Source organism: Acinetobacter sp. WC-323 (assembly GCF_000314615.1).
Lineage (GTDB): Bacteria > Pseudomonadota > Gammaproteobacteria > Pseudomonadales > Moraxellaceae > Acinetobacter > Acinetobacter courvalinii.
This window is the reverse complement of record NZ_AMZS01000068.1, coordinates 26,901-53,088: the sequence shown is the minus strand read 5'-3', so window position 1 is coordinate 53,088 and position 26,188 is coordinate 26,901. Positions and strand designations below refer to the sequence as shown.

The following is a 26,188-nucleotide window of genomic DNA, read 5'->3' as shown; positions in this document are numbered from 1 at the left end:
CCGATGAAATAAAAATGCTTTTATTTTTAATCGGCTTCAGGAAATGCATAATACCTTGAAATGAGCTAGAAGCCCTATCTCTTTCAGATTCTTTCTAAACTTTTGCTACAGCAAAACTTATTTGTCTTTTTTGCCATTGCTCTAAAACACCAGCTTAGCCGATTCACCTCACTCTGATCCAACTATAAATTTAATAATAAATTTCAATCACTTAATTATTTATTATTGATCAAATTCAAAATTAAAATACATTTCTATTTACCATTAAAATTATATCGTATACGATATTCAAAATAACTATAGCAATACCGTTAAGGAAAACGTGATGACAGGTCAATTTAAGAAACAACTCTCACTCATGGATCTCACCTTCATTGGTTTAGGTGCCATATTTGGTTCAGGATGGTTATTTTCTGCCAGCCATGTCGCGGCACAAGCCGGTCCCGCAGGTATTATTTCCTGGCTGATTGGCGGTTTTGCCGTTCTCATTTTAGGGATTATTTATTGTGAACTCGGCGCTGCTTTGCCTAGAGCAGGAGGGATTATCCGCTATCCGGTATTTTCCCATGGCCCCTTGCAAGGATACCTGCTTGGTTCAATTACGGTCATTGCATTTTCAAGCCTGATCGCCATTGAGGTGGTTGCAGCCCGCGAATATGCAGCCGCCTGGTTTCCCTCACTGACAGTTATCCATGATGGTATCCGCTCGCCGAGTGTTATCGGCTGGCTATTTCAATTTGCACTGTTATGTCTGTTTTTTGCGCTCAATTATTTCAGTATCAAAACTTTTGCTGTCGCCAATAATATTATTAGTATTTTAAAGTTTGCAGTCCCAGTTTTAGTCATTGTAGCCCTTCTGTATCACTTTAAACCTGCAAATTTTAGCATGACTGAATTTGCACCAATGGGAGCACAAGGTGTACAAGGCGCTGTTTCAGCGGGTGGGATTATTTTTGCATATCTCGGTCTCACGCCTATTATTTCTGTTGCGAGTGAAGTAAAACGCCCACAATTCACCATTCCATTTGCCTTGATTTTATCTGTTGTCCTGGCCACCGTAATTTATGTGGTATTACAAGTTGCTTTTCTAGGGGCAGTACCAACAGAAATGTTAAATCATGGTTGGCAAGGCCTAAGCAATCAGTTCCCGCTTCCCTATCGTGATATTGCCATGTTACTGGGTTTAGGATGGTTAGCCATGCTGGTCGTATCCGATGCCATTATCTCACCTTCCGGTTGCGGTAATATCTATATGGCAGCCACGCCACGGGTCATCTATGCCTGGTCAAACAGTAATACATTTTTCCGTATATTTACTCGAGTGGACCCGAAATCAGGTATTCCGCGTTATGCATTATGGCTGACTTTTGCATTATCACTGTTTTGGACCATGCCATTTCCTTCTTGGGAAAAGCTTATCTCTGTAGTTTCAGCTGCATTGGTTCTCAGTTATGCGCTTGCCCCAATTACTGTCGGTGCTTTACGCCGTAATGCACCGGATTTACCACGCCCATTCTTCGTAAAAGGCTTTACATTTCTTGGTCCGGTTTCTTTCATCATTGCCTCATTTATTGTGTATTGGTCTGGCTGGAATGTGATTTCGTGGTTACTTGGTTCACAAATTGTCTTGTTTATTCTTTATGTACTCTTTAAACACTATGTACCAACACATGAAGTCAGTTTGGCTCAACAATTGAAATCTTCTGCCTGGCTCATTAGCTATTACATTTTAATGATCGTTGCATCCTATTTGGGTAGTTTTGGTGAAGGTGCTTCCCATGTGCTTGCAGCACCTATGGATACCCTACTGGTTATGGTGATTGCGATCGCTTGTTACTACTGGGGTATCAATTCAGGTTTGCCAAAAGCCATGATTAAAGATGACAACGAAGCTTAATAACGATCCTTACTGAGAAAGCCAATTGTCGAGATGTTGTAGCCGCCAAGCAATGTATATGAAATACGCCGAGCAACCCTACCTCTCAAAAATTTTCAATCGATTCGGCAACATGAACACAGCCTTCTTTCAAATTTACCTTAAAAGAAGGCCTCTTATTAATTTTCATTTCCATCACATGAGGAAGAATATGTTTAATCTTTCAGGTCAGAACTTTATTGCAGGTCAACGCTCAAGCGCAGGCGAGAAAGCTGTTTTCAGTTATGATGCAAGTACTGGTGAGCGCCTACCTTATCAGTTTGCTCAGGCTACAGCAGAAGAAGTGAATCAAGCAGCTCAAGCCGCATATGTCGCATTTGCCGTATTTAAACAAACCTCTCCCGCTGAACGTGCCCATTTACTTGAAAGCATTGCCAATGAAATAGATGCACTAGATGATCAGTTCATCAGCATCGTCTGTCAGGAAACTGCCCTACCTGAAGCGCGTATCCGTGGTGAACGCGGGCGAACCACAGGCCAGTTACGTTTATTTGCCCAAGTGCTACGTCGTGGCGACTATTTAGGAGCACGTATCGATCAGGCTTTGCCAGAACGCCAACCCTTAGCCCGTCCAGATTTACGCCAATACAAAACGGGTATTGGCCCGGTTGCAGTATTTGGCGCAAGTAATTTCCCACTGGCATTTTCGACAGCTGGCGGAGATACTGCCTCGGCGCTTGCCGCGGGTTGTCCCGTTATTGTCAAAGCGCACAGCGGCCATATGGCAACTGCAGAATATATTGCAACGGCCATTAGTACTGCAATTAAAAAATGTGCCTTACCAGACGGGATATTCAGCATGATCTATGGGCAAGGTGTAGGTGAGGCCCTGGTTAAACATCCACTGATTAAAGCTGTGGGTTTTACAGGGTCTTTAAAAGGAGGGCAAGCTTTATGTGATCTTGCAGCTGCACGCCCTGAGCCGATTCCAGTATTCGCAGAAATGTCGAGCATCAATCCAATGATTCTGCTCCCTGAGGCCTTAAAGGTCCGTGGTGATAAAATTGCGGCAGAGCTGAGTGCTTCGGTTGTTTTAGGTTGCGGTCAATTCTGTACAAATCCGGGTTTAATTCTTGGTATAAAATCGCCTGAATTTAGTCAGTTCCTAGTCCAGTTCACTCAGCATATGGCACAGCAGCCGGCACAAACCATGTTGAACAAAGGTACCTTACAGAGCTATCAACAGGGACTGGATGCATTACTTGCCCATGCTAAAATCCAACATTTAGCGGGACAGGTACAACAGGGAAACCAGGCCTATCCTCAGCTGTTTAAAGCAGATGTATCCCTGCTACTTGAACAGGATGAATTATTGCAGGAAGAGGTCTTTGGACCAACAACGATTGTAATTGAAGTTGAATCTGCCCAACAACTGAGCCTTGCTCTGGCTGGTTTGCGCGGTCAACTTACCGCATCTTTAATCGCTGAAGCACAAGATCTCAATGACTTCTCCGTACTTATTCCATTGTTAGAAGAAAAGGCTGGACGCCTGCTGCTTAATAGTTATCCAACGGGTGTTGAAGTTTGTGATGCCATGGTACACGGCGGACCGTATCCAGCCACTTCAGATGCACGCGGAACTTCAGTCGGTACTCTGGCTATTGAACGCTACCTTCGCCCGGTGTGTTATCAAAACTACCCTGATCATTTACTGCCACCTGCCCTGCAAAATGCCAATCCGCTTGGGATTCTGCGTTTAGTCAATGGAGCAATGACCGCAGCTGCACTTTAAAATGATTCAGGAGTTCATTGCCGACAATGAACTCCTTTTTATTTCAATCTAAAAATCTGAATTACAGGTGATTCATCTGTATACCAATAAAAATAAAAAATACAAAACAAGAGACTCAAACCCATACAGCTCTCATCAGTAGAGAAGCGTTCGAATAAGGATATCAATCTATGACAACTTTAAAAAAGGTGGTTGCCGCCTCTATGGTTGGCTCCGTTGCGGAATGGTAAGAATTTTTTCTATATGGCACAGCTTCAGCACTGGTCTTTGGCGAACTGTTCTTTCAGCAAACAGGCAGCGCTATTGATGGTATTTTGGCAGCATTTGCCTTATACGCTGTTGGCTTTCTGGCTAGGCCTATTGGTGGTTTAGTATTCGGTCATTATGGTGATAAATTTGGCCGAAAAAAATTATTACAAATCAGCCTGATTATTGTGGGCATAACCACTTTTTTAATGGGCTGCATTCCAAGTTTTCATCAAATTGGTTATTGGGCCCCGACACTACTGATGATCCTACGCTTAATTCAGGGCTTTGCTTTTGGCGGTGAATGGGGCGGCGCAGTTATTCTGGTTTCCGAACATAGTCCTGATGATCGACGCGGATATTGGGCTAGCTGGCCCCAAACCGGAGTTCCTTTGGGAAATCTGGTTGCAACGCTGGTACTCCTACTTTTATCTAAAAACCTGTCCCCAGAACAATTTTTAGATTGGGGATGGCGCTGTGCCTTCTGGTTCTCGGCCGTGGTGGTACTGATTGGTCTATGGATTCGTAAGAATGTTGACGATGCCGAAGTATTTAAGCAGGCACAAGCAAAACAGCAACTTATTGAGAATCAGCAACTGGGGATTATTTAAGTCTTAAAATATCATAAGAAATCAGTGATTGCGGGGATTGGAGCCAGATTTGCTGAAAACATCTTGTACTATATGGTGGTGACTTTTTCGATCAGTTATTTAAAGCTTGTGGTGCATAAAGATACTTCCCAGATTTTACTCTTGATGTTTGGAGCACATCTGATTCATTTCTTCCTTATTCCACTGATGGGACATTTAAGTGATGTTTTCGGGCGTAAACCGATTTATCTGATTGGCGCGGTTCTCACCGCCTTTTGGGGATTTATCGGTTTCCCTTTAATGGATACGGGTAATGACTGGCTCATTATGTTGGCGATTGTACTAGGGCTGTTTATTGAATCAATGACCTACTCTCCTTACTCCGCACTCATGACAGAGTTATTCCCAACACATATTCGCTATACCGCTCTGTCTCTTTGCTATCAGATTGCACCAATCATGGCGGGTTCCCTCGCCCCACTTTTTGCCCTTAGCCTATTGAAAGAATTTAATAGCTCGACTCCTATTTCACTTTATCTGGTTGCAGCAAGTCTAATTTCCATTATTTCAATCCTGCTGGTCAAAGAAACAAAAGGTCGCTCTTTGGCATTCGAGGATAACAAGTAACACCGTTAAAAGCTGTATTCCCTCACACAGTAGGTCAAAATATAATTTGGCCTACTTGAATTCTTTTAAGTATTAATATCATCATTTTCCTCCCCAATCTCAATGCTCCTGATTGAAATATCAGTATTCACTATGTCAAAGCTCAAAGAGATTAAATAATTTAAACAACATCCTATCTTCAAGCTTAATAGAATTTAATTTTTGGCATAAAACCCAAATTGTTCGATTGATATTAATTTGTGATCCAATAAAAAGAGAGTTCACCTAAATCGTAAACTCTCCTTTTATAAATTATCTTTTTAATTTTCTAGCTTACTTCGCTCTACTCGGATTCTTTGATGAAAGTAAAGGTAAGAGTAGAATTGCGGAGGCCAAAGTCGCAACAATCATGGTAATAAAGAAACCATTCCACCCGACCCATTCAATAATCTTGGCAAGAGGATAGCCTGATAAAGCAGCACCCAGATATCCGAATAAACCGACAAAACCTGTTGCTGCACCAGCTGAATCTTTATGGGCAGCTTCGGCAGCAGACATCCCAATCAACATTTGTGGACCAAAAATAAAGAAACCGAGAAAGAAAAAACAACCCGCAGTGAGCGCATAACCAATATTGGGAAAAAACCATAAGATAGCCGCAGCAGCGCCAATCCCGATCATAAAAATAATATTCATTGGGGTACGATTTCCTTTGAATAGAACATCAGACCCCCAACCTGCAACGATTGTACCGATGAAGCCACCAATCTCTAGAAAGGTTAATGCCGAGTTGGCCTTCACTAATCCCCAGCCATACTCTTTGACTAAATATAGATTGGCCCAATCATTTAAACCCGTCCGTACGATATAGACCAAAACATATGACATGGCCAACAGCCAGATATATTTATTGGTAAAAATATAGGTGACGAGAATATCCCATACCTTCATTTTTTTACTTCTGGCTTCTTGTGCTAACTCTGACTCATCATTACGCCATTCTCCTACAGAAGGCAGCCCTAAACTGGTCGGCTTATCTCTCAAGCGAAAGCAGACAATAACTCCCATAATAATAGCAATGACACCCGGAACATACATGCCATAACGCCAACCGTAATTCACGGCAAGCCCACCCGCCAGTAAAGGAATTAAAGCACCACCAACATTGTGAGAGGTATTACACAAAGCCCACCAAAAACCGCGTTCGTTGCGAGAATACCAAGTCGTTAAACTTTTTGAACACGGCGGCCAGCCCCAACCTTGGAAAAATGCATTAAGAATCCATATAATGGCAAAAATCCATAAAGTGGAGCTCATCCCAAATACAATATTCAGGATTCCCGTTACAATTAGCCCCAGACCCATAAAATAACGTGGATTAGCCGCGTCACTCATCACCCCCGATGCAAATCTTGAAATCCCGTAAACCAAATAAAAAGAAGTACTTAAAATTCCGACATCGGCAAGGCTTAAACCCAAATCTTTAATCATTTCAGGCATGACATAATTAAAGCTTTTTCTGGTTAGGTAAAACGTGGAATATCCCAGATATAAGGCAATCATGACATGAATACGCCAATATTTATAAAGCGCATCGATTTCTTTCTGATCGGTTAATTCAGGCTGAGGTGGGGCACTTTTCATCCAGGAAAACATATAAATCTCCATATCCAATACACTGGGATATTTAATCCGTTTATTGTTATTGTTCAGCCTTATGCTGTTTTAAAAATCGAATCGCTTGCTCGTGTAATTCTTTGGTTGCGGCAGCAACAACTGTTTTTCCAGAATTAATCGTCAATGGCTCCCCTTCCCAATCTGAAATTATCCCACCCGCACCCTCTATGACAGGAACTAAAGCGCAGTAGTCTACTTCTCGCATCCCTCCACTATCGATACTTAAATCAATTTTTCCGGTCGCCAGACACGCATAGGCATAACAAGCTGCACCATAGACACGCCACTTGGTCTTAGAAATGATATTTTGATAACCAGTGCGATGCTCAGCTAAAACAGGCTCTGTATTACTTGAGGACATTAGTGCAGCTTCAAGTGTCGTACAGTTACGGGTAGAAATCTCGTGACCATTCAGGGTACTTTTATGTCCCTTAACACCGACCCAACGCTCAGACACAGCAGGATGTTCAATAATCCCAAGCACCGGAACACCGTTATGACACAATGCGATTAATGTTCCAAAGGTTGGAAAGCCTGAAATAAATTGTTTTGTTCCATCAATCGGATCAATCACCCAGACAAATTCAGCCTGATGATTTTCTCCCCCATACTCTTCCCCCAGAATGTCATGATCAGGATGGAATTTTTCAATAATCTTTCGGATTTCCCGCTCAACATATTGATCAATTTCCGTCACTGGACTTTCATCGTCTTTGGTTTCAAAAAGAATATGCTGATAGCGAAAATTCAGACGATGTTCATTTAATATATGACGCGCTCTGTCTGCTGCCATATGCGCCGTGTCTAAGAAAATTGAGTAGTCCATAACAACTTCTCCATTAAATTTTAATCTTAGTTATTGTTCTACATAGAAAAAATATTCAAACAAGAACATTTTCCCCCTAACCCTAAAAATGATAATACATTTTGACAAAAGAATATCGTATACGATATTCTTTATCAAGCAAAATAATCTAAGCTTAGATCGCTTTTGTTTTCCAATAATTATTTCCAAATAGCTGAACACCAGCGTTCGTCATGGTGAGGGATCAGCAATACAGATACTCAGGATAGGTATATGATTTTTTTATTTAAAAAAACGAAGGTTTCGAGATATATATTTATTGCATTAAGCGCCGCTCTTCCACTCAGTGGACATGCAGCTAGTCAGGAGGAACCACTTGAAATTGAACAACTCCGTAAAGAAGTAAATGAATTAAAAGCTTTAATTCAGCAACAGCATCTAGCAACTGTTAAACGTTCTGAATATCAGTCACCCACTGAGGCAGGAGCGACAGAAAACACCTCCCCAAAATCACTCAAATTAACTACAAAAGCTGGTGCAGAATTCCAGCTTTACGGCTTTATCCGGGGTGACTCTTCTTATCAGTTTAAAGGAGGTAATGGTATTTTTAACCGCATTCACAAAGTGGATCTACAAGGTCATGAAACAAACACGGATCGCTTTTATAATACGGTAACCACAACTCGTTTTGGTCTGGACTTTAAAACTCCGATAGAAGGGCAACAAATTGGTGGGAAGTTAGAAGTAGATTTTCGTGGAGGAGTCAATAATGACACCCTACGCTTACGCCATGTTTACCTGACCTATAACAATTGGTTATTTGGACAAACCACCTCTAGTTTCTTGGCAACTGATTTACAACCAGATATGCTGGATTTTGGTTCTCCTTTAGGGATCGGTACTTTTCGTACACCACTCGTTCGCTATAACAATAAGCTTAGCGCTGGGCCAGAATATTTCATAAGTCTAGAAAAAGGTCGTGATGAAAACCGTCTTCCGACACTGTCAGGAAAACTAAAATATGATTTTGAAGATGGGTCTATTTCTACAAGAGCCATGATTCAAGAGTTACGTGCACCTGATGCAAACAATGAAAAGGAACTCAGCTGGGGAGCAGCAATTGGTGCCAGTTATCAATTAAGTCCAAAATTAAAACTGATGGGTGATTATTCACATGTAAAAGGTGATGATCGTTTCTTACTTTATACCAATAATGCCTATCTCATGAATGATAACAAGACACAGATTTATTTAAATGAATTTGACAGTTTTACTACAGGGGTTTCGTATCAGTTTACTCCTAAGATCAAGGGAACCCTAGGCTACGGTGCTATGTTTGCAAAAGACAATAATGCTTTTGCCCAACAGGATATTCTTTTAGATCAAAATCAGAACAAGCGTTTACAACAAGGTTGGTTGTATATGATGTATAGCCCTATTACTCCGATCACAATCGGTCTGGAGTATATCTATGGTGAACGTAAGACCTTTAAAGATCAGAAAGGCATAGACAACCGTCTGGAAGCCATGGTGCGTTATAATTTTTAAAATCGTGAGCCTCTAAATGAAATAATCCTGACCAGTTTAGGGTTATTTCATTATATTCGCTCTATATGTCGTTCTAAATAAAGTCGGCGACATGCCTGTATGTAGTTTGAATTGACGGCAAAATGCACTATGGTCGGTATAACCACAGCGTAAGCCAATCTCGGTAATGGCTAAATCTGTTGCCAATAGTTCTGTTGCGACTTGCAAACGAATCTTGCTAATCATTTGCCGTGGCGTTAAATGGTAAATTTTTTTACAGTACCGTTCTAACTGTGCAACCGACACCCCGGCAATTGCAGTCAAATGAGCCAAAGTAATTGTTTCAGCATAATTTTTTTTGATATATTCCTCAACCTGCACCATTTTATAAAATGCGGGATGGGTATTTTCTGGCACATTCAAATCATTGGAAATTCCAGCTATCCCCACCAGCTTGCCAGCAGGATCAAATAAAGGCTCTTTATAGGTTAAGCACCATCCTGACTGGTTTTTCGCATACAAATGAAGTTCTAGCTGCTCAGAAAGTTTTTTGCCACGGCGAATCACTTGCAGATCTTGTGATGTATATATTTTACCGAGTGAATGGGGGAAAACCTCTTCCGAAGTTTTCCCCAGCAAGGCTGCTTTCTCTTTTAACCCACACCGATTGACCAGAGTTCGATTGACAAACACATAGCGCGCTTCCGTATTTTTAATAAAAAAAACCACTGAAGACAAAGCATCGAATAAAGGTTCTATATTTTCCAGATTCTTTAGAAAATCGTCTAATGTTGAAGTGAGTTGAGGAATATGAGCCAAGGACATGAGCTAGAGCAGAACCGAAATAATCACTGTCCTACTCTAGAACATTTTATTTTTGATTTAAAGAACATGTCGTCATCGACATTAAGCTTTTTACCCGTGTCGGCAGTAAGGGTGGTCGAGCACTAGAAAGTGGCCAGTCAAATAAGCAAGCTGCTGCAGTCGCACAGGTACTTCCCTGACAAGCACCCATTCCACAACGTGTATGCAACTTTGCATCGATCCAGTTCGCTCTTTCAGCAACCTGATCAAACCTTACATCTTCACAGCGGCAAAAAATCGTTTCTGGACGGGCCAATGTTTTTAACTCAGAACGTAACTTGAAACTTTTCTGAAGCAAAGTGGCAAATCGTTGATAACGCTGTTTTTTGGCAAAGAACTGGCTTGCTTTTTCATATTGAGCAATTGCAGCATAACCGGCAATAGCCCCTTCAACTATAGCCAATTCACTCCCTCCAAAACCGGTACACTCACCTGCCGCAAAAACCTGTGGTTGTGAACTACGCTGATATTCATCGACAACGATGGCCTGATCTTTGATCTGACATCCCAGCAACTGTCCGAGTTGGATATTTGGGATCAGGCCAAAACCACAAGCCAGACGATCACACTCAACCTCGATAATGCCTTTTGGAGTTTGCAGTCGTACGCGTTCAAGGCGTTCTTGTCCAATGGCCTCCACAACATAACTGTCAGGTTGATATAAGCGATGAGGTAATGACAATGCCTGAAAGATTTTTGCAGGCCAACGCCAAAGCTGTAGAGCAAACTTTCGTACTGTCGAATGATTCGCCTGCTCAGCGACATATAATACCTGCGCTCCAGCTTTTTTAGCTGTATCTGCGCTAGCCAATAACAAGGGGCCTGATCCGGCAATAACAATACGCTCATCGTGTACAGGCGTACCGGCCTTGACTAAAGCCTGCAAACCACCTGCGCCTGTTACGCCCGGCAATGTCCAGCCGGGAAAGGGTAAGAAGAGTTCTCTAGCACCTGTACATAGTATCAACTGGCGATAAGTCACATTCAGACTGTCATGCGCGCGCTCAACCAGTAATTGGCCAGCAAAAGGTGCTGCGACAATCTTGGCACCAAACATAAACTCAATATTAGGTTTGGTGTGGATCTGCCTATATGTTTGTTGCGCCAGTTCCGGATCTGGAAAAATCGGCCCTGCCCGCCAAATCTGACCGCCGGCCTGAGTATTATTATCCAGTATTAATATACGCTCCCCGCTTTCAGCAGCTGCAATGGCAGCGGATAAGCCTGCGGGACCGGCACCGACAATCACAATATCATATTCTGTTTTCATTAGTGCGTTTCCACCTGCATACCTTGCTGACACAATGTTTGGCAAGCCAATACTCTAAACCCGTTAATCTTGACACGGCACTCTTGACAAACGCCCATACCACAAAAAGGAGTACGTTGCTCCCCACAAACAGACACACGGCTATAGGATTTTGCCTGAGCCAAAGCAGCAGCAACGGTCATTCCATCCATCACAGTCAAGCAATTGCCGTTAATAAAAAGCTGGATCATTTATACAGCTCCAATAAAACGATCAGGTAAAAAAGGTTCAGGATCAATACCGAAAGGTAATCTACAGATATGTGAAGCAATCAGCTTTGCCGTACCTGTAGCCGTGGTCACTCCGAGTCCTTCATGACCTACGGCTAAATAAACGGACCGAAAAGCCGGATGCCGCCCAATGACTGGAATGCCATCTGGTGTTGCTGCACGAAAACCCGTCCATGCCCGAATAATATTGAGATCGGCCAATGCTGGAAAATAGTCCACCGCTTCTTTAAGTACACGAGTAAAAACTTCTGGCTCGACTGTCGGATCGACAGTATTAAACTGGCGCGATGAGCCAATAAACAGCTGACCTGTCGGCCTAGGCTGGATATTACAAGCAACTGAGATACCACTGGTGGCTTGTGTACTGGCAGCATAGGCCAAGGCCACCAGTGTATGTTGTACCTTTAATTCAGGATAACGATCGGTAATAGCCAAATGCCCCTTTTTAGGCTCAATAGGTAACTCGGGGAAAAAATCTGTCACATGAATGCCATTTGCCAGAATAATATGTTCTGCTTCCAACCAGATTCCATCACTCACTTGAACCCGATTTTCTTCAATGACAGTCACTTTGCTTTGTTGGTACTGAATCTGCTGTGGAAATTGTTTTAGTAACCATTCGGCAGCACAGGGTGCATATAGAATCCCATCATCCAACACTTCTAATCCACCATAAACACCCTGTTTTAAATGGGGTTCAAGCTGGCGAATTTCTTCGCTAGACCAGAGCTGGCACCTGACGCCTTGTGCGCTAAGTCGTTGGTATTTTTCTTCGGCAACCTGCATTTCTTCAGCGCTGCTCGCAAGCCACAAGGTTGGAATCTGACGATAGGCACATTCTTCTGAAAGCTGCTTTCCCAATGCATGCCACAACTGAACCGACCAATGACTGAGTTGGAGTTCGGCTTCCAAATCATCCATAATCACCAAATGCCCCATGCCTGCGGCTGTCGCACCTCCTATACGCGCATCTAAAACAAGGACACTTAGTCCTTGCCGTGCCAACTCATAAGCACAGGCCGCTCCGACAATACCTGCACCAATGACAATTACATCGGTGCTCATAGCTGAATGCCCCAGGCAAATGGATCCTTTTCATCCATAAACAAAATGGCTTCGGCACTCATATAAGCTTCACCCCGAATCGTCGGAATCACATATTCCCCAGCCTGTTCATAAGACGCAACAAACTGACTTCCAATGATGCTGGCCTGTTTCCATAACGTTCCTGGCTCGAGTTTGCCATCGGCCGCCAAACACGCAATTTTTGCACTGGTTCCGGTTCCACAGGGTGAACGGTCATAAGCTTTTCCAGGGCACAACACAAAATTTTTACTGTCCGCCTCGGTATCACTTGTGAATAACTCGATATGGTCGATTTCCTGTCCATCCTTGCCTGTGATCCCTTGCGCGTTTAGTGCTTGTCTCACGGTCCATGCGTATTCAGTCAGTTGTTCTAGATGATCACTTGTAACACTTTGACCATGATCATTGATCAGGAAGAACCAATTTCCCCCCCAAGCGATATCGCCAGTCACTTTTCCATACTGTGCTATTTCAACTTCGACCGCTTTTTGGTAACGATATGCAGGTACGTTGCGGACACTGACTGAACCATCCTCATGCAGGGTCGCTTCAACATCTCCTACAGGTGTTTCGATTAAGTGGGTGCCTACTTGTATTTGTCCCAGGTGTGCCAAGGAAGCCACCAAGCCAATGGTTCCATGACCACACATGCCCAAGTAACCTGTGTTATTAAAAAAAATCACGCCAGCACTGGCTTTAGGATTAACAGGTTTACATAATAAAGCACCAACCAGAACATCATTACCCCGTGGTTCCAACATGGTCGCTGTGCGGAAATGATCATATTGTTCTGACAATATCTTACGGCGGCTTTCCATATCGCCTGAGCCCAGATCTGGAAAACCCTCAAGCACTAATCGGGTCGGTTCTCCACCTGTATGTGAATCCAAAACCTTTACTGTTTTCATCTGAATATCCTTTCATTTTTTTCTAGGATGACTCAACAGAACATATCAGGCTTGATCATTTTCGACTTAAAATATGACGAAATCAGCATAGTTTTAGACGAGAACTTTTTTAAAAATCAAAGACAAAAAAATTAGGTCATTGGACCTAATTTAACTGATAGCAATAAGGGACAAACATCAATTACACTTATTTTTTGTTCGTCTTATAATGTGGCAGATGTTCATATAATGACTGACACACACCATTAATATGCTCTTCAATCAACCTGACCGCCAAATCAACATCTTTCGCTTTGCAGGCTTTCACAATTTCTTTATGTTCATCATTGGCTCTGGATTTACCGGATGAGACATTCATTTGTAGCCTGAGATAACGCTCAATCTTGTCGTAAATCGAACGGATCAAACTGAGCATATAGGGACGTTGTGCCGGTTCATACAGACAGGCATGCAATTGCCAGTTTAGTGTGGTCCAGCTTCCGATATCCATCGTGTCAATAAAGGCATTACAGATCTCTTCTGCTTTCTGATATGTCTGTTCAGTCATGTTCGGCACAGCCAACTGGATCAGTTTGGTTTCCAGCATCACCCGTACCTCAAAAATCTGTGCCAGCTCTTCCTCAGAAATACGGGTAACAATGGCTCCACGATTCTTTTTGAATTCAACCAGACCTTCTGTCTCAAGTTGCTTCAAAGCTTCACGAACCGGGATTTTACTGACATTAAAAAGCTTGGCAATTTCATCCTGACGAATTGGTTCACCTTCAGCAATATGTCCAGCAATAATTGCCTCTCTAATATATTTCACAATCACTTCAGACACTGAAGGTAGTGCACCTAAATCCGATACATTAAAAGATGGTAGCGTCACGGATACTCTCTTCACCTCAAGATATGACAAAAAAGAAAAGCTTTGAACTCATCCAATACATTGAAATCATAGCTATTTATAAACATATTTATTCAATCTAGTTTAGCATTGATCAAATCAATTTTATTAATCATTTTGACCTGCGACATGAACAGATATTTTAAAAAAATGAACCATTGGTTAAAGTATACCTTATACAATTTTATTGGCAAAATGCCTATTCACTATGCTGAAATCGTCATCAAGATGAAGTTTTTATTCAAGTTAAAATCGTAATACACAGGCATACTCTAATTTCTTATGACGAGAAAAGGTCAACTTCTCTCTTAGCACTCAACTCAGTCTTTAATTATGCACGGTAAACCATTTTACCCTGTACAACAATGTCTGCGTAAAAGCTTTCACGTTTGAGCCAATCTTTATGAATATGCCAACCAAACCAGCTTTTTCCCTCAATTATTACACTGGTTTCCTATCTGTATTGTTTGCTGCTTTTTTATGGGGAAGCGCAGGCACGGCAGCTTCTTTTGCTAAGGGGATCAGCCCAATCGTCATCGCTAGCCTTTCAGTATGTTTCGGCGGCTTAATTCACGCATGTCTCAGTTTTAAAGCGATTCAAAAAAATTACCTAAAATTGGTTAATTTCAAGACCAAGATTTGCATCGCCGTTATTGTTTCAATCCTTTGCCCCTTTGCTTTTTATTCCTCTGTCTCTTTGGCGGGCGTATCGGTCGGAACTGTCATTTCAATTGGTTGCGCTCCTTTATTTTCAGTTTTGCTGGAATGGTTTTTCGACAAACGTAAGCTCTCTTTGCAATGGTTCATCAGCTTTGTTCTCGGTTTCGCTGGAATTGTTTTTCTTTGTTTTTCCAGTGAACATCGCCCTCAAGATCAGGTTATTTCTTCTGAGCATATCCTAGGTATATTTTTTGGGCTGCTTTCCAGTCTCAGCTATGCGACTTACTCCTGGATCATGAAAAACCTCATTCATGAAGGGGTGGATTCAAGGGCTGCGATGGGCGTTATTTTTGGTATTTCAGCGGTTCTCTTATTTCCAACCTTATTCATTACAGCAACTCACTTATTCGATTATGCAACGAATATCTGGGTAGCACTCTATATTCCCCTTGTTCCCATGTTTCTGGGTTATTTATTTTTTAGCTTTGGACTAAAACGTATTCCTGCCAGCCAAGCCATGACTTTAGCTTTGGTAGAAATTCCGGTGGCCACCTTATTGGCTGTCTATTTAGTCGGGGAAAGCCTGACGTTTAATAGCTATTTAGGACTAATCTTGATTTTGCTATGCGTGATCATGCTGACTAAAAAAAAGGACTGAGATCAAAACCAGCTTATCAGAACTAAAAAAGGCTAGATTTCCTAGCCTTTTTTTAAAATTAACAGAGCTTACTCAGATCTCAGCAGACCAATTACGATACCAAGTACGGAACAATGCATATTGCGTTTCAACATACTTGCGCTGAGATTCACTTAATGCATCTGTCTCGTTGAAATGCAAACTGTATTCTTTATCCCCATTCAGTACCATTAAGTACTTATAATAAAGAACCAGATCTGTTCCTTCATCGAATGATGAAAGTACTTCTAAAGCACCAGACAGCTCTTGAGCCAAGCGACGTGCTTTCGCATCACCTGCTGCAGCTTTTTTGCTTAAATCCACCAGCTGTAAAACTTCTTTCGGTAATGCATTGCCAATCCCTGTAATTGCCCCTGTTGCATTACAGTTCACAAAACCATGAAAGACTTGGGTATCCACACCCGCCATCAAGGTGACAGACTCATCTTGCGAAGTAATAAACTCCGCCGCATAGCGCATATCAGCCGCACCACCAAACTCTTTGAAACCAATTAAATTCGGGAATTCACGACGTAACTCAAAAAATAAGTCAGCGCGAGTAGCAAAGCCATAATATGGGCTGTTATAAATGACCGCAGCCAAGTTTGGTGCAGCTTTTAATATGGCAGAAAAATGGGCTTTTTGTGCTGCTGGAGAAGCACCACGTGACAACACTCGAGGAATAACCATCAATCCGTGCGCACCCACTTTTTCAGCATGTGCCGCATGAGAGACTGCTTCTTTAGTATTCACTGCACCAGTTCCCACAATTGTCGGGATACCCGCAGCTACCAGACGAGCGACACCTTCTTGACGCTGAGCTTCGGTCAATAATGGCCAGTCCCCCATTGAGCCGCAATATACAACCGCACTCATTCCAGCTTCAATCAGTTCGTGCCCTTTTTTCACAAGCGCATCAAAATTAGGCTCACGGTTAGGTGTACATGGAGTCATCAACGCCGGGATACATCCTGTAAAAATATTGCTCATAATTATTCCTCTATCATCAAGATTAAAACCATTCATGGTTATGCATTCGTGTGCTTCCAATTTAAAAAAACGAATATTAGATAAATTGGCTTACTCTACATTTTGAATATCGTATACGATATACATAGATAAAAAAAGCCCTTTCTAAAAAAGAATCTCACTCATTTATCCATCGACAAGATCTGATCCGTTATTTGCGAAGAGAATTTTCAAAAAATGATTTAAATTGAATCTTATTTTTCTTAACAAAAAGGGCTGAAAATTCAGCCCTTTTATGTACACCATGATTTCAAAATTTATGCATCTGTATTCAAGGCAACACTCGGTTGGGCATTTTTTAACTTACGTTTCTTCAAATAATACGCCAGCATTAAACACAGAATCCAGCCAGGAATCATCATCACCGCAATACGCATATCTGGTGTTAATGACATCACTACCAAGATTCCTAGCATAAAGATCATGCAAAGATAATTACTAAATGGGTAGGCAATACTAGGGAATTTGGTTGTAACTCCTTGAGCCTGCATGGTTTTACGGAACTTGAGATGTGTCCACGAAATCACCACCCAGTTAATCACAATGGCAGCCACCACCAGCATCATCAATAGACCAAATGCTTTTTCAGGGAATGCGTAGTTCAACAATACACATAAAACCGTCACGAAAGCTGAAAGATAAACGGCATTGGTTGGAATCCCCCGCTTATTGATATGCTTGAGGAATTTCGGTGCATTGCCTTGTTGAGCCAGACCTAACAGCATACGGCTACTGCAATAACTGGTCCCGTTATAAACTGATACGGCTGCAGTCAGAATCACAAAGTTAAGTAAAGTCGCTACACCCTGGCTATCCAGTGAGGCAAACACCATCACGAATGGACTTCCACCTTGTGCCATCTGGTTCCAAGGGAATAATGCAAACAGAATGAAAAGTGTCGCAATATAGAAAATCAGGATCCGGTAAATAATCTGATTGACGGCTTTGGGTAGAGTTTTATCCGGTTCACGCGCTTCAGCTGCAGTAATCCCAAACAACTCGATTCCACCAAAGGCAAAGATAATGACTGCCATCGCCATCACCAAACCTTCAACACCAAACGGGAAGAATCCACCCAATGCCCAAAGGTTACTGATGCTGGCCTGTGGTCCTGCTGTGCCGGTTGCAAGCAAATAGGAACCAAAGGCGATCATGGCCAGAATTGCCAGAATCTTGACAATGGAAAACCAGAACTCCATTTCGCCAAAAAATTTGACGTGTAACAGGTTGATACCGTTAATTAAAATAAAGAAAGCCAGTGCCGAAACCCAGGTCGGGATTTCAGGCCACCAATACTGAATATACAGGCCAATTGCACTTAACTCTGCCATACACACCAGAACATTGAGTACCCAATAGTTCCAGCCCGACATGAAGCCTGCAAATGAGCCCCAGTATTTATAGGCAAAATGACTGAATGAACCACTGACTGGCTCTTGCACCACCATTTCACCTAGCTGACGCATCATAAGAAATGCAATCAGTCCTGCAATCGCATAACCCAATATGACTGAGGGACCCGCCAGCTTGATTGATTGGGAAATTCCAAGAAACAGACCTGTACCAATCGCACCACCTAGCGCAATAAGCTGGATGTGCCGATTGCTCAGACCATGTTTCAGGTTTCCTTGCTCCTGATTTGACATATGATTATTCTCGTCCTTGTCGCGTAATTTTTTTGTCTAAAATTACGTATATCATAAATTAATCACCAATGCCTACCTCAAATCAAAAAATAATTGATTTACTTTTCAGATAACCGCGCATATAAACAGAAAATTCAATAAATAACAAATATTATGAATAATGTAATTAAATTATGTATTGCGTAATTAATTATTTTCAGTATGATAGAAATCATAAAGTCAATATTTCTTGCTTGAGCCCAAGCTGCTGAATGGATAAAACGAAAAATATCTGTCGTTTTTTCAAAAGCTTGAACCAAGCAAGATAAAAAATTTAATCGTTTTTACAGAATGAGAAACAAGGAAGGTACAGCATGGCACAACAATTAACCTGTTTTCTTGAGATTGAACCGCAATCAGATTTCACAATTCATAATTTGCCGTACGGTATCTTTAGCGAAACAGCACAAGGCAATCAGCGTGTTGGTGTTGCGATTGGTGACTGGGTACTCGATCTTGCAGCTTTGGAAGCAGATGGCCTACTTCACAGCAGTATGCCGAACTGTTTTAATCAAACCACACTGAATAAATTTATCGAGACCGGTAAGCAAAACTGGCAAGCGGTTCGTAAAACCTTACAAAGCTTACTGTCTGCTGAAAATCCGGCATTACGCGATAACGCAGACTTACGCCAGAAAGCCTTATTCAAACAAGACAGCATTACCCTGCATTTACCTGTGCATGTACCAGGTTACACCGATTTCTACTCATCTAAAGAACATGCCACCAATGTGGGCACCATGTTTAGAGACCCGAAGAATGCTTTGCTCCCTAACTGGAGTGAACTGCCAGTAGGCTATAACGGTCGTGCCAGCTCTGTAATCGTCAGTGGTAAAGATATTGTCCGCCCTTCTGGTCAGATCAAGTTACCGAATGAAGAACGTCCTGTTTTTTCAGCAACACGCAAGCTCGACTTTGAGCTGGAAACGGCGTTTGTGGTGGGTAAAGCGACTGAACTGGGTGAACCGATTGCGATTGAAAATGCATGGGATCATATCTTTGGAATGGTGCTCTTAAACGACTGGTCAGCACGTGATATCCAGCAATGGGAATATGTTCCGCTGGGTCCGTTCAATGCCAAGACTTTTGCCAGCGCGATTTCTCCCTGGATCGTCACTATGGAAGCCCTAGCGCCATTTAAAGTGCAAGGCCCGGAACAACAACCGCAACCTCTTGCTTACTTACAGGAAAATGTTGCCAACAGCTATGACATTCATCTGAGTGTTGAAGTGCAAACCCCTCAAGCACAACAAGCAGAAGTGATTTGCCAGACCAACTTTAAATATATGTACTGGTCGATGGCACAACAACTCACCCACCACACCATTGCAGGCTGTAATGTTCAGGTTGGCGATTTAATGGGCTCTGGTACTATTTCAGGGCCAACTGAAAACTCTTACGGCAGCTTGCTTGAGTTGACCTGGAATACCACCAAGCCACTTCAGCTATCCAACGGTGAAACACGTGGTTTCCTTGAAGACGGTGATCGTGTGGTTGTGAAAGGTTATTGTGAGAAAGATGGCATTCGCGTGGGCTTTGGCGAAGTTGCCAATACCATTTTACCTGCACGTCACTTTGCCTTTAATAAACAAAAGGACGAGCGCTATGAAACTGTATAGCTATTTTCGTAGCTCGGCCGCGTACCGTGTCCGTATTGCGCTGAACCTGAAACAAATTGCCTATGAAACTCAGCCTGTTCATTTAGTCAAAAATGAACAGCAACAGGCAAATTATGTTGCGCTGAATCCGAGCCAACTTGTTCCTACGCTGATTGATCAGGATCAGGCGCTTTCACAGTCACTCAGTATTTTGGAATATCTGGAAGAACAGTATCCGGAAAATCCACTGTTGCCTAAAGATGTGATTAAACGTGCTCAAGTACGGGCCTTTGCTCAGGTCATCGCCTGTGACATTCATCCGCTGGATAATCTGAGAGTGTTGAAATATCTCAAAAATGATCTTGCGGTCAGCGATGAGCAAAAAAATCAATGGTATCAGCACTGGATTATTGAAGGCTTTAAAAGTCTGGAAAAACAGTTGCAGCATTCCAATGGGCAATTCTGTTTTGGCACACAAGCCACTTTTGCTGACTGTTGCCTGATTCCGCAGGTTTATAACGCCAAGCGCTTCAAAATAGATTTAAGCGCTTTTCCAAAAATTGAATCGATTTATCAACATTGTCTAACCCTTCCAGCATTTTTACATGCTGCACCAGAACAACAACCAGATTGGGAATAGCGATAAAAGGAGTTTTATCATGAGCTTTGCAATTAAAAAAATTCACCATGTGGCCTATCGCTGTAAAGATGCCAAAGAAACCGTGGAATGGTATAAAAAAATGCTCAATATGGATTTCATTCTGGCCTTTGCAGAAGACCATGTGCCGTCTACCAAAGCCTTCGATCCTTATATGCATCTCTTTCTCGATGCCGGACAAGGCAATGTACTGGCATTTTTTGAACTTCCGACCCAGCCTGAAATGGGACGTGATGAAAATACACCACAATGGGTGCAACATATTGCCTTTGAAGTTGAAGACTTAGATGCCTTGATGACAGCAAAAGCACATCTGGAAGAAAACGGGGTCAAGGTGCTCGGTGTCACCAACCATGGTATTTTCCACTCGATCTATTTCTTTGATCCTAATGGTCACCGTCTGGAGTTGACCTACAATGATGTCCATGCTGATGCAAAAATTGCACGCATCACGGAAGAAATGAAACTGGAAATGCTGGACGAATGGAGCCGAACCAAACGTGCCCCACATCATACGCACTTTCTGCATGAAGATGAATTAGGCGCCTAATTCAGGTTCAAGCGCTCGGCATTGGGGATCTATCGCTTCAATGCCGATTTTTATTGCCTGAATTTAAGTTAGGTATCGGCTGTTCCTGGCCGATCGATGCTTGTCATACAAATATCGTGTAAGCTGATTAAAAACAATTGTATGCTTATACAATTCACCTATTTAAATCATTTAAAAAGGTGATTTCTATTTTAGCTTCTGCTCAGGCATTATGTACTGCAGTAAAACGAAATACGGATCGCGAACGTATGCAGATTAAGGGTTAATAAATGATTGAAGAAAAGTTATCTGGTGGGGTTCAATCACTTGAGGTCGGTTTAGCCGTACTCAATGCCCTTTTGGAACATAACAAACCGATTATATTAAAAGAACTGTCTAGCCGACTGGATATGCACCCTGCCAAGGTTCACCGTTATCTGGTCAGCCTGATCCGCATGAATTATGCCAAACAGCTTGAAGATGGTCAGTACGCCTTGGGTGATCAGGCATGGCGTCTGGGTCTAAACTGTATTCAACATACCGATGTATTACAACTGGTACAGCATCTGATTTACGAATTACAAAACAAGATTGGTTGCGGCATCCAGATCAGTAAATGGTCGCCTAGAGGCCCGCTCGTGGTGCAGTCCATTGAGTCAAACCACCCGATTTCAATTGTCACCAAAGTGGGTTCGGTTATGCCTCTGATCAACTCCGCTGCGGGACGGGTATTTGCGTCTTATATGCCAGAGGCAATCATTAAGCCGCTGATGCTGGCTGAATGGGATAAAGCTGCACAGAACCATTACCCGATCAAACCGGGCAATTGGGATGAGTTCCTTGCCCTCAAACAGACAACACTGCAACACGGTATGGCCATAGCACAAGGCGATCTGCTGGTCGGGATCAATGCGGTCGGTTTACCAATTTTTAATGCCCATCACTCGATGGAGTTCTGTATCGTGGCGCTGGACAGTGAAATGTTCTTCTCGGTGCAGGAAGGCAGTGAAAAACTGGAACTGTTTAAACGCGAAGTGGCTGCCATCAATCAATATATTCAAACCCGTTAATTTCAATGATCAATATATTGACTGACAATAATATTGTAGAAAAATAAAACCGTATCTATTAAGTTAACTTAATGTAGGTACGGTTCTTTTTTTATTTCCAAAGAATTAAAGCTCTATCTTTTCTGAATTATGATAAAAAAATACATATTTTACCAAATCGGAAAACAAATATTTGAAGCTGAAAATATATTAGTCCAGCTTAATCCTTGAAAGATCTTTTAAAAGCTTTAAAAGTTCATTCATCTTTTCTTCACCGTATTGTTCTTGTATTTTGGTATAAGAACTTTCCATTCTTATCGCTTGTGCTTCAAAACATTTATACCCATTTTCAGTAAGACGGATTAAACTAATTCGTTGATCCGCTTCATCTTTACGCTTTTGGATCAAGTTCTGCTCAACCATCCGATTTAGAATTCCTGTTAAGCTTGGCTTGAGGATACAGGCCAAAACAGCCAGCTGATTACTTTCCAGCTCTTCATACTGATATAAAATACGAATTACACGCCATTGTTGCTCAGTTAATCCGATCTCATTCAGTGCGGGGCGGAAATGAGACATGATTGCCTCACGGGCTTCTAATAAGGCTAACGTTAAAGACGGACGGATAGGTTTCATTACTGTCTATACAAAAAATTATGGCTATATTAACTTATTTTTGAAGGGTAAATTCCATACTAGTTAATGCTAATCAGATTTCGCTGGCCTAACAAGGTAAATTATCATGAAAATTACATAGAATAATCACTTATTTTGTACTGGAAACTTTCAATGATGAGCAGGATCTTTCCAGAAACTTAAAATACGTGTAACTATATCGATGATACTGCTCACCAAAGATCATTGGATCGTTGCTAATCTGTCATTGAGCGGGATAGTGATAACTATTTTAAAGTCTAAAAACAGAGTAACTCTTTTTCATACCTCACCGAAAAACAATAATCTTTTAAAATCTTACTCTCGTTAATAAACACTTGACGAGGTCGTTACCTGCTCTTCAATATTTTTGAATCTTGATAGTAGTTGTTTCATCGACTTCATTAACAAACTGGTGTCGACACCTACAGCAACGAATTCGGTACCTATTTCAAGATATTGTTTTGCCAATGCTTCATCAGCAGATAAAATACCTGCTGCCTTCCCAGCCGAGCGTATTTTCTGAATTGTATGCATGATAATGTTCTGCACTTCTTCATGTTCAGGATTGCCCAGATAGCCGAGTGCTGCGGATAAGTCTGCAGGGCCAATAAAAACCCCATCTATACCATCAATCCTGAGTATTTCGTCAAGATTATCTAAACCTTTTTTAGATTCAATCTGCACCAAAACACAAATTTGCTCATCGGCTTTATATAAATAATCCGGAATATTATTCCAGCGTGAGGCTCTAGCAAGCGCAGCACCAACTCCCCTAATGCCTTTTGGTGGATAACGGGTGGCTTTCACCATCAATTCAGCCTGTTCAGCAGATTCAACCATTGGAATAAGTAGAGTTTGTGCACCAATATCCAGTAATTGCTTAATAAGCGCTACGTCACCTGAAACTGGCCGTACGACCGCTTGGCTTGAATAAGCTGCGAGACTTTGCAATTGGGCTAAAATACTGCGCACATCATTTGGGGCATGCTCACCATCAATGAGCAACCAGTCATAGCCAGCATTTGCTGCAATTTCTGCACAGTAACCATCAGCTAAGCCTACCCACATGCCTATCTGTTGTTCGGTTTTAAGCTTTTGCTTAAAGTAATTAACAGTATTCACCATAATTTAATCCCTTTATACAAAGCGAAAAGCGATTGAACCAAGTTGATCATAATCAATATGGAATGTATCACCTGCACGAGCTGCTACAGGACGGGTAAATGAACCACCTAAAATAATTTGTCCTGGTTGCAACGTAACACCATGTGAATGCAGTTTATTGGCAAGCCAAGCAACACCTTTTGCTGGGTGATTGAGTACAGCAGCGGCAACACCAGATTCTTCAATAACGCCATTACGGTATAAAACTGCTGAAATGCGGCGTAAGTCGAGGTCATTCGTTTTGATTGGACGGCCACCCATAACAATGCCGGCATTGGCAGCATTATCAGAAATAGTGTCAAAAACTTTACGGGTTATTTGAGTGTCCGGATCAATGTTGTGTAAACGTGCATCAATGATTTCAATAGTCGGAATCACGTAACGAGTCGCATCCAGTACATCGAAAATAGTGCAGTTTGGCCCAGTCAGTGGTTTATCTAAAACAAAGGCTAATTCAACTTCAACACGAGGTACAATAAAACGTGACATTGGAATATCTGAACCTTCTTCAAATACCATGTCATCTAGCAATGCACCATAATCAGGTTCAGTAATATTTGAAGAAACCTGCATGGCACGTGAGGTTAGACCAATCTTATGACCAACTAATTTTCGTCCTTCAGCAATTTTATGCTCTACCCATGCCTTTTGAACTGCATATGCATCATCAATTGTAATTTCGGGATATTGCAGTGAAAATTGGCGTATTTGCTGACCAGTTTTTTCAGCTTCATCGAGTTGAAGTGCCAACTCTTTAATTTGGGCTTGATCTAACATATAACTTCCCTGTCTTAAGCCTGATTTCTTAAAAATTTATGGATGTTGTTTGATTTAAAATTGAGAACTGGATCAAGTTCTGTCATTTCAAATGAAATTGCCAATAACCGTTGAATTTTTAAAGGTTGAAAAAATTGCTCAATTAAAGCAAAGAGTTCTGAGGCAACTTTTTGGCGTGTATCAAGATCACGCCCAGAGCCAACTTTTAAGCTCATGTGTACAAATGCATAGTCATGTTGACCATCTGCCACACGATATTTCTCTAAACGGATAGCACGACTGCGTATTCCACCTAAAGGAAATACACCTGTATTTCCTAAAAATTCATTTACTATTTTGAACAAACTCTGAAAATCTACAGAATCTTCAAGGTTGGCACTATATTCGGCAGTAAAATGTGGCATCTTTCACTCCTTGTTTTTAAAGTTTCGGCATTAAGGGAAAAACGGCATTAATCTGGCCCGTCCCCGAGCTTGGAAAAGCAGGCGTAATAATTTCCACAGGCTGGTTATATTTATCCCAACCTAAGGCACCTAATAACATTGCAGTATCGTGCATTCCACCCTCGCCAAAACAATATTCAGCATATTCAGGGAGCATCTCGCAGAACTCAGCCCATTCGGCATTTTCCCACATTTTCACAACATGCTTGTCGACCTGACGATCCCATTCACGTGTATAAGCATCCATGCCCCGTTGTACTTCCCAATCCCATATAAAGCGATGTGATAATGAACCGCTGGCAAAAATTGCGACATTACCTTCATAACGCTCAATTGCATTGATCAAACCTTGACCAAATTTACGACTATCCTGCAATGAGTGAGAGGTACAAAAAGCTGAAACTGAAACCACTTTAAAACGACGATCATGATTCATATAACGCATCGGGACTAAAGTACCGTATTCCAGCTCAAGGCTTTTAATGTTATGTGCCTGAACACGGATACCTGTTTTTTCAATTTCCTCCTGCATCAACTGACCAAGTACAGGATTACCGTCATATTCAAATTCCATATCTTTAATAAAATGTGGAAGTTCGTTACTGGTATAAACTCCCTGGAAATGTTCCCCACAATTAATATGGAAAGCACTATTGACTAACCAGTGACTATCAAACACTACAATGGTATCTACATTCAGATCACGACAACGTCGCCCAATTTCTTGATGTCCATCAATGGCTGCTTGGCGGCAGCCTTGGTGAGGGCCTGGTAATTCGGATAAATACATCGATGGAACATGTGTAATTTTTGCTGCAAGTACTAAGCTACCCATAATTTTTTCCCTAAATTGTATTT

General features: G+C 41.8%; 23 protein-coding genes and 1 pseudogene. 9 read left to right on the top strand and 15 right to left on the bottom strand.

Annotated features, from left to right (window positions below; genetic code table 11):
* The first annotated feature begins 325 nt into the window (after window positions 1-325).
* The 3 genes and pseudogenes from ACINWC323_RS02000 (at window position 326) to abaF (ending at window position 5,131) form a co-directional block, all read left to right on the top strand.
* The gene (locus tag ACINWC323_RS02000; protein ID WP_009515422.1) at window positions 326-1,897 is read left to right on the top strand and encodes an APC family permease; all 1,572 of its coding nucleotides are present in this window, start codon (window positions 326-328) and stop codon (window positions 1,895-1,897) included.
* A 190-nt stretch (window positions 1,898-2,087) separates the two neighbouring features.
* Window positions 2,088-3,668, top strand: coding sequence for an aldehyde dehydrogenase (NADP(+)) (locus tag ACINWC323_RS02005; protein ID WP_009515574.1), 1,581 nt, complete (start codon window positions 2,088-2,090; stop codon window positions 3,666-3,668).
* 170 nt (window positions 3,669-3,838) lie between these two features.
* A pseudogene (gene abaF, locus ACINWC323_RS0119365) lies at window positions 3,839-5,131 on the top strand (fosfomycin efflux MFS transporter AbaF).
* Window positions 5,132-5,443: 312 nt separating this feature from the next.
* Here the strand turns inward: abaF and uhpC are convergent.
* Window positions 5,444-6,766 (bottom strand): MFS transporter family glucose-6-phosphate receptor UhpC, encoded by a 1,323-nt coding sequence (gene uhpC, locus ACINWC323_RS02010; protein ID WP_009515492.1) that lies wholly within the window; start codon window positions 6,764-6,766, stop codon window positions 5,444-5,446.
* Between the two features lie 46 nt (window positions 6,767-6,812).
* A complete protein-coding gene (locus ACINWC323_RS02015) occupies window positions 6,813-7,613 on the bottom strand; it encodes an inositol monophosphatase family protein (protein ID WP_009515666.1) in 801 nt (266 codons plus the stop codon).
* A gap of 252 nt (window positions 7,614-7,865) precedes the next feature.
* On the opposite strand from ACINWC323_RS02015, the gene ACINWC323_RS02020 reads away from it, so the two are divergent.
* Complete coding sequence (locus tag ACINWC323_RS02020) at window positions 7,866-9,140, top strand: DcaP family trimeric outer membrane transporter (protein ID WP_009515511.1); 1,275 nt, start codon at window positions 7,866-7,868, stop codon at window positions 9,138-9,140.
* 42 nt (window positions 9,141-9,182) lie between these two features.
* On the opposite strand, the gene ACINWC323_RS02025 is transcribed toward ACINWC323_RS02020, so the two are convergent.
* From ACINWC323_RS02025 to ACINWC323_RS02050, 6 genes are all read right to left on the bottom strand, one after another.
* Window positions 9,183-9,944, bottom strand: a complete 762-nt coding sequence (locus tag ACINWC323_RS02025) for an AraC family transcriptional regulator (RefSeq protein WP_009515404.1) — start codon at window positions 9,942-9,944, stop codon at window positions 9,183-9,185.
* A 46-nt stretch (window positions 9,945-9,990) separates the two neighbouring features.
* Window positions 9,991-11,253, bottom strand: a complete 1,263-nt coding sequence (locus ACINWC323_RS02030) for an FAD-dependent oxidoreductase (RefSeq protein ID WP_009515442.1) — start codon at window positions 11,251-11,253, stop codon at window positions 9,991-9,993.
* Window positions 11,253-11,483 carry a 2Fe-2S iron-sulfur cluster-binding protein gene (locus tag ACINWC323_RS02035; protein ID WP_009515608.1) on the bottom strand — a complete coding sequence of 77 codons (231 nt, stop codon included), beginning with the start codon at window positions 11,481-11,483 and terminating at the stop codon, window positions 11,253-11,255. The genes ACINWC323_RS02030 and ACINWC323_RS02035 overlap by 1 nt, the downstream gene beginning before the upstream one ends.
* Window positions 11,484-12,587 carry an NAD(P)/FAD-dependent oxidoreductase gene (locus tag ACINWC323_RS02040; protein ID WP_009515448.1) on the bottom strand — a complete coding sequence of 368 codons (1,104 nt, stop codon included), beginning with the start codon at window positions 12,585-12,587 and terminating at the stop codon, window positions 11,484-11,486.
* On the bottom strand, window positions 12,584-13,516 hold the full coding sequence (locus ACINWC323_RS02045) for a 4-hydroxyproline epimerase (RefSeq protein ID WP_009515430.1): 933 nt from the start codon (window positions 13,514-13,516) through the stop codon (window positions 12,584-12,586). The genes ACINWC323_RS02040 and ACINWC323_RS02045 overlap by 4 nt, the downstream gene beginning before the upstream one ends.
* A 187-nt stretch (window positions 13,517-13,703) precedes the next feature.
* Complete coding sequence (locus ACINWC323_RS02050) at window positions 13,704-14,387, bottom strand: GntR family transcriptional regulator (RefSeq protein ID WP_032872291.1); 684 nt, start codon at window positions 14,385-14,387, stop codon at window positions 13,704-13,706.
* Window positions 14,388-14,808: 421 nt separating this feature from the next.
* On the opposite strand from ACINWC323_RS02050, the gene ACINWC323_RS02055 reads away from it, so the two are divergent.
* Window positions 14,809-15,723 carry a DMT family transporter gene (locus ACINWC323_RS02055; protein ID WP_009515489.1) on the top strand — a complete coding sequence of 305 codons (915 nt, stop codon included), beginning with the start codon at window positions 14,809-14,811 and terminating at the stop codon, window positions 15,721-15,723.
* Window positions 15,724-15,795: 72 nt separating this feature from the next.
* On the opposite strand, the gene ACINWC323_RS02060 is transcribed toward ACINWC323_RS02055, so the two are convergent.
* Together ACINWC323_RS02060 and ACINWC323_RS02065 are read right to left on the bottom strand one after the other, a co-directional pair.
* Window positions 15,796-16,731 carry a dihydrodipicolinate synthase family protein gene (locus ACINWC323_RS02060; RefSeq protein WP_009515617.1) on the bottom strand — a complete coding sequence of 312 codons (936 nt, stop codon included), beginning with the start codon at window positions 16,729-16,731 and terminating at the stop codon, window positions 15,796-15,798.
* Between the two features lie 296 nt (window positions 16,732-17,027).
* The gene (locus tag ACINWC323_RS02065) at window positions 17,028-18,416 is read right to left on the bottom strand and encodes an amino acid permease (RefSeq protein ID WP_009515455.1); all 1,389 of its coding nucleotides are present in this window, start codon (window positions 18,414-18,416) and stop codon (window positions 17,028-17,030) included.
* Between the two features lie 353 nt (window positions 18,417-18,769).
* On the opposite strand from ACINWC323_RS02065, the gene fahA reads away from it, so the two are divergent.
* The 4 genes from fahA (at window position 18,770) to ACINWC323_RS02085 (ending at window position 22,310) form a co-directional block, all read left to right on the top strand.
* Window positions 18,770-20,074 (top strand): fumarylacetoacetase, encoded by a 1,305-nt coding sequence (gene fahA / locus ACINWC323_RS02070; RefSeq protein WP_009515691.1) that lies wholly within the window; start codon window positions 18,770-18,772, stop codon window positions 20,072-20,074.
* Window positions 20,061-20,693 carry a maleylacetoacetate isomerase gene (gene maiA, locus ACINWC323_RS02075; RefSeq protein ID WP_009515601.1) on the top strand — a complete coding sequence of 211 codons (633 nt, stop codon included), beginning with the start codon at window positions 20,061-20,063 and terminating at the stop codon, window positions 20,691-20,693. Before fahA ends, maiA begins: the two co-directional genes overlap by 14 nt.
* A gap of 19 nt (window positions 20,694-20,712) precedes the next feature.
* The gene (locus ACINWC323_RS02080; protein WP_005230124.1) at window positions 20,713-21,261 is read left to right on the top strand and encodes a VOC family protein; all 549 of its coding nucleotides are present in this window, start codon (window positions 20,713-20,715) and stop codon (window positions 21,259-21,261) included.
* Between the two features lie 269 nt (window positions 21,262-21,530).
* Window positions 21,531-22,310 (top strand): IclR family transcriptional regulator, encoded by a 780-nt coding sequence (locus ACINWC323_RS02085; protein WP_009515502.1) that lies wholly within the window; start codon window positions 21,531-21,533, stop codon window positions 22,308-22,310.
* 189 nt (window positions 22,311-22,499) lie between these two features.
* On the opposite strand, the gene hpaR is transcribed toward ACINWC323_RS02085, so the two are convergent.
* The 5 genes from hpaR to hpaD form a co-directional block, all read right to left on the bottom strand.
* Window positions 22,500-22,925, bottom strand: a complete 426-nt coding sequence (gene hpaR / locus ACINWC323_RS02090; protein WP_009515380.1) for a homoprotocatechuate degradation operon regulator HpaR — start codon at window positions 22,923-22,925, stop codon at window positions 22,500-22,502.
* A gap of 345 nt (window positions 22,926-23,270) precedes the next feature.
* Window positions 23,271-24,071: a 4-hydroxy-2-oxoheptanedioate aldolase gene (gene hpaI, locus ACINWC323_RS02095; RefSeq protein WP_009515564.1), complete on the bottom strand. Its 801-nt coding sequence runs from the start codon at window positions 24,069-24,071 to the stop codon at window positions 23,271-23,273.
* Between the two features lie 12 nt (window positions 24,072-24,083).
* The gene (gene hpaH / locus ACINWC323_RS02100) at window positions 24,084-24,887 is read right to left on the bottom strand and encodes a 2-oxo-hept-4-ene-1,7-dioate hydratase (protein ID WP_009515616.1); all 804 of its coding nucleotides are present in this window, start codon (window positions 24,885-24,887) and stop codon (window positions 24,084-24,086) included.
* A gap of 14 nt (window positions 24,888-24,901) precedes the next feature.
* Window positions 24,902-25,291 carry a 5-carboxymethyl-2-hydroxymuconate Delta-isomerase gene (locus ACINWC323_RS02105; protein WP_009515590.1) on the bottom strand — a complete coding sequence of 130 codons (390 nt, stop codon included), beginning with the start codon at window positions 25,289-25,291 and terminating at the stop codon, window positions 24,902-24,904.
* A gap of 16 nt (window positions 25,292-25,307) precedes the next feature.
* Window positions 25,308-26,165 carry a 3,4-dihydroxyphenylacetate 2,3-dioxygenase gene (gene hpaD, locus ACINWC323_RS02110; protein ID WP_009515390.1) on the bottom strand — a complete coding sequence of 286 codons (858 nt, stop codon included), beginning with the start codon at window positions 26,163-26,165 and terminating at the stop codon, window positions 25,308-25,310.
* Window positions 26,166-26,188 lie beyond the last annotated feature (23 nt).

Coding starts and splice junctions, on each gene's coding strand:
- ACINWC323_RS02040 (WP_009515448.1), bottom strand. CDS start 12,587: ATGAGCACCGATGTAATTGTCATTGGTGCAGGTATTGTCGGAGCGGCC.
- ACINWC323_RS02005 (WP_009515574.1), top strand. CDS start 2,088: ATGTTTAATCTTTCAGGTCAGAACTTTATTGCAGGTCAACGCTCAAGC.
- maiA (WP_009515601.1), top strand. CDS start 20,061: ATGAAACTGTATAGCTATTTTCGTAGCTCGGCCGCGTACCGTGTCCGT.
- ACINWC323_RS02105 (WP_009515590.1), bottom strand. CDS start 25,291: ATGCCACATTTTACTGCCGAATATAGTGCCAACCTTGAAGATTCTGTA.
- ACINWC323_RS02055 (WP_009515489.1), top strand. CDS start 14,809: ATGAATATGCCAACCAAACCAGCTTTTTCCCTCAATTATTACACTGGT.
- ACINWC323_RS02020 (WP_009515511.1), top strand. CDS start 7,866: ATGATTTTTTTATTTAAAAAAACGAAGGTTTCGAGATATATATTTATT.
- ACINWC323_RS02085 (WP_009515502.1), top strand. CDS start 21,531: ATGATTGAAGAAAAGTTATCTGGTGGGGTTCAATCACTTGAGGTCGGT.
- ACINWC323_RS02045 (WP_009515430.1), bottom strand. CDS start 13,516: ATGAAAACAGTAAAGGTTTTGGATTCACATACAGGTGGAGAACCGACC.
- hpaR (WP_009515380.1), bottom strand. CDS start 22,925: ATGAAACCTATCCGTCCGTCTTTAACGTTAGCCTTATTAGAAGCCCGT.
- ACINWC323_RS02060 (WP_009515617.1), bottom strand. CDS start 16,731: ATGAGCAATATTTTTACAGGATGTATCCCGGCGTTGATGACTCCATGT.
- ACINWC323_RS02000 (WP_009515422.1), top strand. CDS start 326: ATGACAGGTCAATTTAAGAAACAACTCTCACTCATGGATCTCACCTTC.
- uhpC (WP_009515492.1), bottom strand. CDS start 6,766: ATGTTTTCCTGGATGAAAAGTGCCCCACCTCAGCCTGAATTAACCGAT.
- hpaI (WP_009515564.1), bottom strand. CDS start 24,071: ATGGTGAATACTGTTAATTACTTTAAGCAAAAGCTTAAAACCGAACAA.
- hpaD (WP_009515390.1), bottom strand. CDS start 26,165: ATGGGTAGCTTAGTACTTGCAGCAAAAATTACACATGTTCCATCGATG.
- ACINWC323_RS02025 (WP_009515404.1), bottom strand. CDS start 9,944: ATGTCCTTGGCTCATATTCCTCAACTCACTTCAACATTAGACGATTTT.
- hpaH (WP_009515616.1), bottom strand. CDS start 24,887: ATGTTAGATCAAGCCCAAATTAAAGAGTTGGCACTTCAACTCGATGAA.
- ACINWC323_RS02035 (WP_009515608.1), bottom strand. CDS start 11,483: ATGATCCAGCTTTTTATTAACGGCAATTGCTTGACTGTGATGGATGGA.
- ACINWC323_RS02065 (WP_009515455.1), bottom strand. CDS start 18,416: ATGTCAAATCAGGAGCAAGGAAACCTGAAACATGGTCTGAGCAATCGG.
- ACINWC323_RS02015 (WP_009515666.1), bottom strand. CDS start 7,613: ATGGACTACTCAATTTTCTTAGACACGGCGCATATGGCAGCAGACAGA.
- ACINWC323_RS02080 (WP_005230124.1), top strand. CDS start 20,713: ATGAGCTTTGCAATTAAAAAAATTCACCATGTGGCCTATCGCTGTAAA.
- ACINWC323_RS02030 (WP_009515442.1), bottom strand. CDS start 11,253: ATGAAAACAGAATATGATATTGTGATTGTCGGTGCCGGTCCCGCAGGC.
- fahA (WP_009515691.1), top strand. CDS start 18,770: ATGGCACAACAATTAACCTGTTTTCTTGAGATTGAACCGCAATCAGAT.